This window comes from Streptomyces sp. CB02261 (assembly GCF_001905665.1).
GTDB lineage: Bacteria > Actinomycetota > Actinomycetes > Streptomycetales > Streptomycetaceae > Streptomyces.
The window spans coordinates 250219-262131 of record NZ_LIVX01000010.1 but is presented as its reverse complement, the minus strand read 5'-3'; the positions used below and the strand labels follow the sequence as shown (position 1 = coordinate 262131).

The following is an 11913-nucleotide window of genomic DNA, read 5'->3' as shown; positions in this document are numbered from 1 at the left end:
GTCAATAGGTACGGGGAGGGTTCTGTCCGTGTAAAGGCGCGCAAGACGGGCAGCCGATCCTGAAGTCGTTCAGTGGTGGGGAGTGACAGGACAATGGAACACGAGGCGCGGTCGGCGCGGCAGTTGTGGGTGGACGAGGAGCGGGGCCGACGGCGGATGCCCGATCCGGTGCGTACCGCCGCCGTCCGGGCCGTGATGATCACATCGGTGACAATCATCCAGGCGGTGGTGGCCTTCTTGTGCTCCCTGGCGGGCTCTTGGCTGGCGTTCCCCGTGACCGTCAGCGCGGTGGTCTTCACCGTCGTGGCCACCTGGAGTGTCCTCGACGTCTGGATCACCCGTCAGGTGTGGCGCCAGCGCAACGGTGTGGTGTCGGAGCCGAGCAGCACGGCACGCCGGCCCCTCCGGGAGAAGCACGACGAGGGCCGGCAGCCGGGGGCGGCGTCGCTGTCCGAGGCGGCCTGAGCCACGCGCGGCACGGAGAATCCTGAGCCGCGCGGCACGGAGAAGACGGTACGGAGCAGGTGAGCGGCCCGGCCCCCTCGACAGGGGCCGGGCCGCTCGCCGTATCGCCGGGGGACGCCCGGCGTCCCGCTCCGGGCGTGCGCCGTCGCGCTACGAGGCCTGCGGCGCGGTCGGGTCGTCGCTCGTGTGACGGCGGAACATCCGGGTCGCCGTGATCTCGCCGTGGATCGTCTCCCCCTCCCCCGCGGTCTGGGGCAGCCCCGGACGCAGGTGCTCCTCCACGCTGATGTACTTCAGCCCGGCCCGGAGGTCGGCGTCGTTGCGCAGCCGGATCACCAGCGGGAACTCGGCGAGGGCCGTCGTGTCGAAGAGGCCCGTCGTGTACAGCAGCTGGACGCCCAGCGCGTCCGACACGGCCCGCTGGAGCTCCAGGAGGTAGGTGGCGTTGGCGCGGCCGATCGGGTTGTCAAGGAACAACGTGCCCGCGTGGCGGTGCTTGTCGCGGCCCCGGTCGTTGGAGCGGAGCGCCGCCATCGTGCAGTACAGGGCGATGGCGGCGGTGAGCAGCTGACCGCCGGAGAAGACGTCGCCCATCTGCCCGACGGGCACCCGCTCGGCGCGGAGCACCGCGTCCGGCTTGAGGATCTCGACGGAGACCCCCTTCGGTTCGAGGGCCGCCTGAACTCCGCGCAGCAGGAGCGACATGCCGTCGCGGCGCAGGTCGGAGTTCTTCTTGACGGCGGCGCGGGTGGCCTCGTCGACGACCTCGCCGAGCCGCTCCGCGAGGGTGGCCTGGTCGGGCTCCTCGAAGCGGATCCGCAGGAACTCCTGCCCCGACCACTCGCCGAGGCCCTCGGGGAGCCGGGAGAGGCGCTGCGCGGAGCGGAGCGTCGCCAGGGACGACTCCACGAGGCCGCGCAGCCGGTCCACGATCGAGTCGCGGTTGCGCTCCAGCTGCTCCAGTTCGTCGGTGAGGACCCGCAGGCGCGGCGCGAAGGCCTCGGCCCACTTCGCGGCGTGCTCGGGCAGGGCGGACGCCGGCAGTTCGCGGATCTGCTGGCGGGCCGGGGTGCGCACCTGTTCGTAACGGGTGGAGTTGGCGTGCCGTACGAGGATGTCGCTCGCCTCGCGGACGGCGGCGTCCGCCGCGGACAGCTCGGCGGTGCAGCCGCGCAGCGCGCGGCGCGTCTCGGCGGCCGTCGTGCGGGCCTCCTCCAGGCTGCCCGGGTACGCCTCGGCCTCGTCCCGCTCCTCGTCCGTGTGGTCGCGGAGCAGGTCCCGCAGCAGGGCCGCGGTCTCCTCGAAGCCGCCGGCCGCGTCCTCGGCGGCCCGGTGGTCGCGGAGCAGGCCGGCGTGGGCGGTGCGCGCCGCGTCCAGGGCGTCGGTACGGGAGGCGAGTTCGGCGCCGGCGGTGCGGAGCAGCACCTGTGCCTGTTCGGCGTCGGCGGGCACCAGCTCGTCGGGCAGCTCGGTGTGCGCCTCGCCGTCCTCGGGGGCGAGGCGCTCGGCCTCGCCGCGGAGCCGGCCGAGCTTCTCGCTCGCCTCCGACGCGCGGGTCTCCAGCATCTGCACGAGGGCCTCGGCGCGGGCGGCCGCGGCCTGCCGGGACGGGCCGTCGGCGCCGTCGGTGGATTCGAGGAGCTGCTCGGCGCGGGTCCTGACCTTGTTGGTGAGGCGGTCGAGTTCGGCGAGGGCGGCGGACTCGTCGCTCTCGGCCCGGGCCTGCTCGGCGCGCAGGTCGGCGCCCACGCCGACCTTCTCGTACAGCTGGGAGGCGGCCCGGTAGGCCTCGCGCAGGGTCGGGAGCGCGGCGCGGGACGCGGGCGCGTCGCCCTCGGGGAGGGTGTCGGGGGCGCCGGCGATCTCGGCGCGCTCGGCCCGCAGGGCGCGGGCGGTGCGGTGGGCGTCGTCGGCGGAGCGCTGGGTCGCGCGGCGGTCCTCGTCGGCGGCACGGGCGCGTTCCAGACAGGTCTGGGCGCGGGCCTCGGCCTCGGCGGCGTCGTCGGCGAGTTCACGCAGCTTGGCCTGCCAGGCGGAGCGCTCCCGCAGCCGGAAGGCGAGGCCCGCGAGGGCGTCGGCGACGCGGCGGGCGCGCTGCGCCGCCTCCTGGCGCTCGTCCCTGACCTGGGCGGCCTCCGCGGCCGCCTCCTCGGCCTCCGCGCGAGCGGACCGGGCCTCGTCGAGGGTCGCGGCGGCCGCCTCGGCGGTCTCACGGGCGGTCGTGGCGACGGCGGCGAGCTCGGCGAGCATCCCGGGCGGGCAGTCGGCGCGCCAGGACCCGATCCGGGCCGCGAGGGAGCGGTCCCCGGCGAGCCGGGCGGCGAGGGTACGGATCTCCTCGTCGCGCGCGGCGGCACGGGCGCGCAGGGCGTGGCGCTCCTCGTCGGCCGCGTGCTCGTCGTGCATGGCCGGGTTCGGCGGGACGAGGAAGACCCCCGTGTCGCCCGTCGGGTCCTGCGCCGGCACCGGGGCCAGCAGCGCGGCGGCGGTGCCGACGGCCACGGCGGAGCGTGGCAGCAGGGCGGCCGAGCCGAGGACCTCGCGGGCGCGTCCGTACGAGACGGGGTCGGTGATCACGACGCCGTCGACGAGCTCGGGGCGGGCCGCGAGGACGCGCGCGTGGTCGGCGGGGTCCACGGACTGGGCGAGGTAGCGCCAGCCGGGGAGGGCGGGGATGCCGTGCTCGCCGAGGTACTCGACGGTGGCGAGGACGTCGGGCCCCGGCGGCAGCAGGCCGCCGTCGCCGAGCGCCCCGAGGATGCGGGAGTCGTCGGCGGCGGCGGTGCGCAGGTCGAAGAGCTGGCGCTCGGCGTTGGTGACGGCCTGGTCGAGCATGCCGCGCAGGTCGTCGGCGTACCGGTCGAACTCGGTGACGGTGAGCGGCCCCTGGGGCGCGGGCCCGCCGGGGGTGACGTCGCCGTCGGCGGGGTCCCGGTCCTGGCCGTCGCCGGCCGGAGCGGTGGCCGCACGCTGCCCCGGGAAGGGGGAGCCGGTGGCGGGGCGGACGGAGCCGTTGGCGGGGAGGCTCAGGAGTTCGGCGAGGCGTTCCTCGGCGGCGAGGAACTCGGCGGCGCGGCGCTCCGCGTCGTAGGCGTTCCCGGCGGCCTCGGCCGCGTCCGCGGCGCGGGCGGCGGCGAGTTCGGCGCGGGACTCGGCGCCCGCGGCCTCACGCGCGCGGTCCGCGGCGGTGCGGGCGGCCTCGCGGGCCGTGTCCCAGGCGGCGACCGTCGTCTTCTCGGCGTCGCTCGCGGCGAGCGCCGCGCGGGCGGGGTCGGCGTCGGGCGCGGAGTCGTCGAGCCAGCCGGCCCGTACCGCCTCGGCGGTCTCCTGCTCCACCTCGGCGAGCCGCTGGCGCAGGTGTCCTGCCTCGCTGCGGGCGCGCTGGGCCTCGGTGGCGGCGACCGTGGCGTCGCGGTGGGCGGTCTCACCCACTTCCTGGAGGGCGGTGGAGCGTTCCTCCTCCTCCGCCGCGTGGCGCTCGCCCTCCTCGGCGGCGGCGGCGAGCGCCCGTACGAGGTCGGCGGCCGCCTCGGCGCGGGCCGCGAGCGCCGGGGCGGCGTCCCGCTCGGCCTCCCGGATGGCGGCGGCCACGCGCGCGGAGCGGTCGCTCGCGGCGCGGTGGCGGAGGACGACCTCGGCCGCCTGCCAGGCGGAGTGCACCGTGCGGGCGTCGGTGAGTTCGCGGCGCTGGGACGCGGCGCCCTTCTCGGCGGCGGTCAGGGCCAGGGAGGCGTGCCGGTAGGCGAGTTCGGCGGCGATGCGCGCGCTGCGGCCCCGCGCGGTCTCGGCCTCGGCGACGGCGTCCGCCGCGGAGGTGACCTGCTGGGCCAGCTCGGCGCCGCGGCCGCGCTCCGCGGCGGCGCGGGCGGAGAGCCGGCGGGCCAGGGTGCGGGTGCGGCGCTCGGAGGCCGTGTGGACCTCGCGCGCGCGGGACCGGGTCTCGGCGGCCTCGACGATCCGGTTGAGGAGGTCCACCGAACCGGCCGTGAACTCGCGCTCGGCGGTCAGTTCGGCGCGTCGCCCGAGCTTGTTGCCGAAGCCGCCGACGAGGTCGGCGAGTCCGTCGGTGTCCCGGGTGTCGGTGACGGCGCGCAGCAGCAGGTCGGTGAAGTCGGAGTCCTTCTTGACCGCGAAGAGACCGGCGGCCTCGCCCTCGTCGGCGTTCATCTCGCGCTGGTAGCGGAAGAGTTCGGGGTCGAGACCGAGTTCGCCCAGGTGCTCGTTCCAGCGGTCGTGGATCTCCTCCCAGTAGACCTCCAGATGCGGGTACGCCTTGCCGGCCTCCGTGATCGCGTCGCGGAAGCCCTTCATCGTGCGGCGGCGGCCGGTCGCGCCGGAGGCGCCCTCGACGGGCGGGCGGACGGAGGTCGCCTCGGCGACGGGGAGGTTGTCCAGGCTGAGTCCGGGGCCGGGCCGGAAGGAGTACCAGGCCTCCGCGAACTTCCTCGGGTCGTGGGAGACCTGCCGGCCCCGCCACTCGCTGGCCTTGCCCACGACGACCAGTTCGCCGGTGAGGGTGTGCTGCCACTCCAGTGCCACGTGGCCGCAGTCGTCGGCGAGGAGGAACTTGCGCAGGACGCCGGAGCTGGCGCCGCCCAGGGTGTTGCGGTGGCCGGGGAGCATCACCGAGAAGATCAGCTTGAGGAGGACGGACTTGCCGCCGCCGTTCTCCAGGAAGAGCACGCCCGCGGGGGCCGGGCGGCGCGGCGGACCGACCGGTTCCTCCTCGAAGAACTCCGCCTGCGTGGGGGCGGGGTGGGGCACGGGCGCGCCGACCCCCCGCAGGTCCAGGACGGTGTCGGCGTAACGCGCACCGGCGGGACCGATGGAGTACAGGCGGACCCGGGACAGCTCGTACATGGCGAGGGACTCTCGTGCTCTCGTGCTCTGGAAGGTCGGTTGCGCGGGGCGGTGACGCCGGTTCGGTTACGCGTGGAAGGGCAGGCCCGCGTCGGCCACGAGCTCCAGGTCGTCGCCCTCGGGCGGCGGGACGAGGGTCGCGGAGCCGTCGCTGACGGGGACGACGCCCAGGTCGAGGAGCTCGGCCATGGCGGCGGAACCGGCCATGTCACGGACCTGGAGCTGGTAGCGGGCGGTGGTCCGGTAGGAGCCGCCGCCCTCGTCGCCGGTGCGCTGGAGGAAACCGGAGTCGGTGAGGAAGGCGGCCGCCTTGCCGACGATGCCGGTGGTGGACCCGGCGAGGCGGCGGGCGTCCTTGGTGGCACCGGTGGCGCTGCGGCGGGCGTAGATCCGCCAGGCCGCCTCCAGGCCGGGGGCGTCCGAGGCCGGATCGGTGTTCTCGCCCTGCTCCTCCGCCCGCTGTTCGAGCCGCAGGCACGCCTGGCGGACGAACGCGTCCACGCCGTTGACCGTGAGACGGCCGATGTACGCGTCGTCCGCGAGGTCCTCGGGGCGGGGGAAGGCCATGGCGGCGACGGCCAGATGGGCCAGGCCGTGCAGGAACCTGTCGGCGGAGTCCGTGGAGGCGCGGCGCGCGTAGTCGCCCATGCGGACGGCGAAGACGGAGTCCTCGCCCGCGGTGACGGCCATGCCCGCGCGTGGGGAGACCTCCAGGACGACGAGACCGAGGCCGGTGGCGACGGCGTCGGCCAGGCGCGCGAAGGCCGGGTTCTCCCGGTAGCGCCGGAGGAGTTCCCCGTACTCGGCGTCGCGGGCCGGCAGCAGCTTGGGCTGGAGCCCGAAGGAGACGAGCCGGGCCGCGTCGGCGGCGTCGGCGGGGGTGACGGGTGCCGTGGCGGCGCCGGTCGTGGAGGCGGTCGCGGGCTGCGGGGGCTCCGGCTCGCCCCACGCGTCGGCGTACTCGGCGTGGGTTTCGCTCACGGCTGGGGCTCCTCGGTCGGGCTCTCGGTCGCTGTCGGGGTCGGGGTGGGGGTCGGTACGGCGGGGGGGGGGGGGGGGGGGGTACGGGCAGGGGGACGGGGGTGACGGCCGCCGCCGTGGTCGTGGAGCGGTCGGCCGGAGTGGCCGGCTCGTCCGTCAGCCGCACGGCCCGTACGGACGGGACGCTCCGCCGCCGGGCGGACGCCGCCCGGGACGGCTCCGGCACCGCCACGACCCCGAACCGGGGCCGACGGCCGGTCCCTCGCGGGGTCCCGTCCTCGGCGTCGGCGCGCGCACCGGCGGGCGGGTCGACCCGGACGGGCCGCACGCGGGGGCCGGGGGCGAGGTCGGAGGGCGCCGGGGGCGGCACTGCGGGGGTCGCCTCCTGGTTTCCCGGGTCGGCGAGCGGGGGCTCCTCGGGGGGAGGCTCGGCGAGCGGCGGCTGGCCGCCCTGCTCGTGCGAAGGCCCGGCGTGCGGCGGCTCGGCGTGCGGGGGCTGCCCGCCCTGCTCGTGCGAAGGCCCGGCGTGCGGGGCCTCGCCGGCCTGCGCGGGCTGCTCGTGCGTCGGCTCGGCGTGCGGCGGCTCGGCATGCGGGGCCTCGCCGGCCTGCCCGGCCTGCTCGTGCGAAGGCTCGGCGTGCGGCGGCTCCGCCGTGGGCGCGGGCGTGCTGTCGTCGCGTACGCCGGTGTCCGTCGCGGGCGGGGCGTCGGGGGCGGGCGCGGCCGGGCGGAGGGGTGGTACGACGACGGCTGCGGCGGGCGGGACGAGGGTCACGTGGCCTCCGTGCGGTCGGCGGCCATGCCCGCCGCGTCGAGCAGCGCCGTACCGACGATGAGGTCGGCGCCTCCGAACTCGGGGTCGTCGAGCGGAGTGCCGTCGTCAACGGCGAAGAGGAGGCGCTCCTCGCCCTGACGGTAGGCCGTGCCCACGGGCGGGCTCGCCGCGTGGACGGCCAGGAGGGCGACGAGGTACGGCAGGTCGCCGTCGAGCTCGCGGGCCTCGGCGAGCAGGCCGGAGAGGCGGCGCGGGGCGTCGTGCTCCAGGTCGAGAAGGCGCAGGGCGCTCGCGAGCTGTTCCTCGCTGAAGCGGGAGTCGTCGGGGGTGGCGATGAGGTCGGGCTCGGGCATCTCCGCGCCGAGGTGCTCGCGCTCGACGGGCGGGGTCAGCAGCAGGTCGACGAGGTCGCCCAGGCGTACGGAGGCGGGGGTGCGCAGCCCGGTGCCGCGGGCGAAGAAGGCGTCGGTGACCCGCACGGCCTGTTCGACGGGGAGCGGCAGGGTGGGGGCGACGAGCTGGCCGTAGAGGTCGAGCCCGGTGTACGAGGCGGGGGCGGCGAAGGCCTGCCGGTCCTGTTCGGCGCGGAAGAGGGGCCCGGCGTCCAGGAGGCGGGACTGGAGCTGGGTGTGGCGCCGGATGCAGTCCTTCACTATGTCCACGAGCTCGGCGGCGCGCCGCTTGTGCTCGGCCGTCTTGGCGTCGGACGTGGCCTCGGCCTCGTCGCGGGCCTTGCGGATGTTGGTGAGGATCGCGTTCTCGTGGCGGTAGCGGTCGGCGACGTGCTCGAGCGCCTCGGCGATCATGTCCGGCACGGCGTTGAGCCAGTCCACCGCGCGCACGTTGCGCCGGGTCGCCTCCAGGGTCCTGCGGAGGCTCTCGGCGTACTGCACGGTCCGGTAGCGCGCTTGCTCGGCGGCGAGCTGGGCGTCGGCGAGGCGGCCCCGGTTGATGAGGACCTCCAGCTTCACCTCCGCCGCGATCTGGGCGCTGGTGACGTCGGTGTCGAGGGCGCCGACGAGGACGTTGACCGCCTCGTCGGTGGTGCGGAGGTAGACGCCGCCGCCGTAGCCCGGGACCTCCTCGATGAGTTTGAAGTCGTAGTCCCTGCGCACGTAGACGCCGTCCGGGCCGAAGGTGCCGTAGACGGCGCGGAAGCCTCGGTCGACGCTGCCGACGTTGATCAGGTTCTCCAGGACCCAGCGGGCCACGCGCTCGTGTTCGGCGGCGGGCCGGTGGGGTGCCTGGGCGGCGACGCGGGGCAGCAGGCGGGCGACGATCTGCTCGTGGTCGGCGCCGGTGTCGAAGTCCATGTTGAGCGTGATGAGGTCGATCGCGGCGAGGGCGACCTCGGCCATCGCGTAGATCGTGTACTCGCCGGCCAGGTTCGCCTTGCGCGCGTCGAGGTCGTGCAGCGGGGCGGTGCACGCGAGCGCGCGGAGGCGCCGCGCGAGCCCTTCGTCGGCGGCCGGACCCTGCGCGGGCCGCGGCCCCGCGCTGAGCTGGGGCGGAGCGAGGTCCGTCGAGGCAGGCGAAGTCACGGTGCACAGATTAGGTCCTCGAACTGACAACGGTCGAAACGGCGCAGATACGACCGGCTCCGCGGTCAGTGCGCCCGGCCCGCCGACGAACGGTCCGCGCGGCTCGTCGGGGGTCGGTCCGCCGGGCCCGCCGGGGCCTCGACGGCCTGCGCGTACGCGGCGGCGACCCGGGTGCGCGAGTCGTCGAGGTAGCGGGCGAGGAGGGCCTCGGCCGTGGTCCGCCCACCGGCTCGCAGGGCGTCCAGGATCTCGCGGTTCCGGGCCAGATACGGCTCGTGCAGGACGCGGGGGTCGTCGACGACGTGGAACGCGAGGCGGAGTTCGGCGAGGACGCCCCGCATCAGCTCGTCGGTGCGGGCGCTGCCCGCGAGGGCGACGAGCTCGCGGTGGAAGTGGATGTTGGCGGTGGAGACGCCCTGCCAGTCGCCCGCGCGGGCCGCGGTCTCGCCTTCCACGACGGCGTCGCCGAGGGCGTCCAGGGCGTACGGCGGCTGCCCCAGGCCCCGTACGACCGCGCACTCCACGAGCCGGCGGGTGCGATAGATGTCGTCCAGGTCGTCGACGGCCAGGACGCGGACGAAGACTCCGCGGTTCAGCTCGTGGACGAGCAGGCGTTCGTGGGTGAGGAGCCGGAAGGCCTCACGCAAAGTGTTCCGGGAGACGCCGAGCGCGCCGCCGATGCCGTCCTCGGAGAGCCGGGTGCCGGGCGGGAAGTAGCCCTCGGCGATCCGGGTGCGCAGGATGTCCGCGACCCGTTGCGCCGTGCTGGTGCGGCCGAGCAGCGCCCGGTCGTCGGTCAGGTCCCCGGTGTCGCTCGCTGCCACGCCGCTCCTTCTCGTACGTCGTACGCGGCCGAGTCAACCGTACGGCCACGGTCCGGACAACCGTCGTCTTGTCGGATCGTTCAACGATCCTCTACTTTTACGGCACCGTACGGTTCCCGCTCCTGAGAGCTCCCGCGAGGTGCAGATGCGCACGACCCCGGACCCGATCGACCTCAACGCCGATCTCGGCGAGGGCTTCGGCCGCTGGACGCTCACCGACGACGAACAGCTGCTGTCCGTCGTGACCAGCGCCAACGTGGCCTGCGGCTTCCACGCCGGGGACGCGGCCACCATGCGACGGGTGTGCGAGCTCGCGGCCGCACGCGGGGTCCGGATCGGTGCCCAGGTCTCGTACCGCGACCTGGCCGGGTTCGGCCGGCGTTCGATGGACGTCCCGGCGGCGGAGCTGGCCGCCGAGGTGGCGTACCAGATCGGCGCCCTGGAGGTCTTCGCGCGGGCGGCGGGCGCGCGCGTGGCGTACGTGAAGCCGCACGGGGCGCTCTACAACCGCGTGGTCCGGGACGAGGAGCAGGCGGCGGCGGTCGTCGAGGGCGTCCTGCTCGCGGACCGCTCGCTGCCGGTCCTGGGCCTGCCCGGGTCGCGGCTCCACGAGGCGGCGGCGGAGGCGGGGCTGCCGGTCGTCCCCGAGGCCTTCGGGGACCGGACCTACCGGGCGGACGGTTCCCTGCTGCCGCGCGGGCAGGCCGGCGCGGTCGTCAGCGACCCGGCCGCCGTGGTCGAACGGTCGGTGACCATGGCCCGGTCCGGTCGGGTCACCGCGCACTGCGGGACCTCCGTGGAGGTACGGCCCCGGTCGCTCTGTCTGCACGGCGACACGCCGGGCGCGGTGGACCTCGCCCGGCGGGTCCGGGAGCGCCTGGAGGCCGCCGGGGTGCGGGTGGAGGCCTTCGCGTGAGGGCGTCGACGGGAAGGGCCGCGGCGCCCCGGGGTCTGTCGTGAACGCCGTGGGCACGCGCGTGTTGCGCGTGGGCGAGCGGGCCCTCCTGGTCGAGCTGGCCGGCGGTGAGGAGGCGGAGGCCTTCCACGCGGAGCTGCTGCGCCGGCGGGCGGCCGGCTCCCTGCCCGCCGTCAGGGAGATCGTGCCGGCGGCGCGGACCGTCCTTCTCGACGGGGTGACGGATCCGGACCGGCTGGCGGCCGAGCTGACCGGCTGGGAGGTGGCGCCGCTCCCCGCGCGCGTGGGCACGGCGGTCGAGATACCCGTCCGCTACGACGGGCCCGATCTCGCGGAGGTCGCCGCACGGTGGGGGGTGTCCGTCGAGGCCGCGGTACGGATCCACACGGCGGCCGAGTTCCGGGTGGCGTTCTGCGGGTTCGCGCCGGGCTTCGGCTATCTGACGGGCCTCGGCGAGCGGTACGAGGTGCCGCGGCGGGCCACTCCGCGTACCGCCGTCCCCGCCGGTTCGGTCGCCCTGGCGGGGCCGTACACGGGCGTGTACCCGCGGTCCTCCCCCGGCGGCTGGCAGTTGATCGGCACGACGGACGCGGTGCTCTGGGACACCCGCCGGGAGCCGGCCGCGCTGCTCGCCCCCGGCACCCGCGTCCGGTTCACGGCGGAGGAGGGGCGATGACCGACCGGGCCGTCGCCGTGGTCAGGGCCGGGGCGCTGACCACCGTGCAGGACCTGGGCCGCGCCGGCCACGCGCATCTCGGCGTACCCCGCTCGGGCGCTCTCGACCCGGCCGCCGTACGGCTCGTGAACCGGCTCGTCGGCAACCCGGAGACGGCGGCCGTCCTGGAGACCACGGTCGACGGCTGCGCCGTGCGGTCCCGCTGCGCGGTGACCGTCGCGGTGGGCGGTGCGCCCTGTCCGGTCCGCGTGGACGGACGACCGGCCGCCTGGGGGACCGCGGTCCGCGTGGCGGCCGGGTCCGTCCTGGAGATCGGCGCGGCCGTGCGCGGGGTACGCGCGTACGTGGCCTTCGGCGGCGGGATCGCCGTCCCGCCGGTGCTCGGCAGCCGCTCCACCGACCTGCTGTCCGGCCTCGGCCCCGCCCCGCTGGCGGACGAGGCGGTCCTGCCGCTCGGGGCGGGGACGGCGGTGCGGGGGCCGGTCGACGCTCCCCCGTGGCCGGGCCCGGCGGACGAGCTCGTGCTGCGGCTCCGGCTCGGGCCCCGCGACGACTGGTTCACCGCCGCGGCGCTCCGCACCCTCGCCACGCGCGCGTACCGGGTGTCCCCGGCGAGCAACCGCGTCGGTCTGCGGCTCGAAGGCCCGGCCCTGGAGCGGACGTCGCCGGGAGAGCTGGCGAGCGAGGGCATGGTCCTGGGCTCGGTGCAGGTGCCGCCGGACGGGCGGCCGGTGGTGTTCCTCGCGGACCATCCGACGACGGGCGGCTACCCGGTGGTCGGGGTGGTCCGTGAGGCCGACCTGGGCGCCGCGGCGCAGGCGGTGCCGGGGACACCGGTGCGGTTCACGCCGGTGCGCTGACGGCGTCCGGCGGGG

Annotated in this window: 8 protein-coding genes; 4 read left to right on the top strand and 4 right to left on the bottom strand. The window is 76.3% G+C overall.

Annotation, left to right across the window (positions count from 1 at the left end):
• Positions 1-93 precede the first annotated feature (93 nt).
• Positions 94-465, top strand: coding sequence for a hypothetical protein (locus AMK29_RS29635; RefSeq protein ID WP_241845753.1), 372 nt, complete (start codon positions 94-96; stop codon positions 463-465).
• Positions 466-615: 150 nt separating this feature from the next.
• Here AMK29_RS29635 and AMK29_RS29630 read toward each other — a convergent pair whose 3' ends face one another.
• The 4 genes from AMK29_RS29630 to AMK29_RS29615 all read right to left on the bottom strand — a co-directional run bounded on the left by AMK29_RS29630 (position 616) and on the right by AMK29_RS29615 (position 9446).
• The gene (locus AMK29_RS29630) at positions 616-5325 is read right to left on the bottom strand and encodes a hypothetical protein (protein ID WP_073818784.1); all 4710 of its coding nucleotides are present in this window, start codon (positions 5323-5325) and stop codon (positions 616-618) included.
• 66 nt (positions 5326-5391) lie between these two features.
• Complete coding sequence (locus tag AMK29_RS29625) at positions 5392-6306, bottom strand: hypothetical protein (RefSeq protein ID WP_073818780.1); 915 nt, start codon at positions 6304-6306, stop codon at positions 5392-5394.
• Between the two features lie 771 nt (positions 6307-7077).
• Entirely contained in the window at positions 7078-8622 is a 1545-nt protein-coding gene (locus AMK29_RS29620) for a hypothetical protein (protein WP_073818778.1), read from the bottom strand.
• A gap of 65 nt (positions 8623-8687) precedes the next feature.
• Positions 8688-9446 (bottom strand): GntR family transcriptional regulator, encoded by a 759-nt coding sequence (locus AMK29_RS29615; RefSeq protein ID WP_073818777.1) that lies wholly within the window; start codon positions 9444-9446, stop codon positions 8688-8690.
• A gap of 145 nt (positions 9447-9591) precedes the next feature.
• Between AMK29_RS29615 and AMK29_RS29610 the strand changes: the two genes are divergently transcribed.
• The 3 genes from AMK29_RS29610 to AMK29_RS29600 are packed head-to-tail and all read left to right on the top strand — an operon-like array spanning position 9592 to position 11898.
• Positions 9592-10362, top strand: a complete 771-nt coding sequence (locus tag AMK29_RS29610; RefSeq protein ID WP_073818775.1) for a LamB/YcsF family protein — start codon at positions 9592-9594, stop codon at positions 10360-10362.
• Between the two features lie 49 nt (positions 10363-10411).
• Complete coding sequence (locus tag AMK29_RS29605) at positions 10412-11038, top strand: 5-oxoprolinase subunit B family protein (RefSeq protein ID WP_073818844.1); 627 nt, start codon at positions 10412-10414, stop codon at positions 11036-11038.
• Complete coding sequence (locus AMK29_RS29600; protein WP_073818773.1) at positions 11035-11898, top strand: biotin-dependent carboxyltransferase family protein; 864 nt, start codon at positions 11035-11037, stop codon at positions 11896-11898. Before AMK29_RS29605 ends, AMK29_RS29600 begins: the two co-directional genes overlap by 4 nt.
• Positions 11899-11913: the final 15 nt, after the last annotated feature.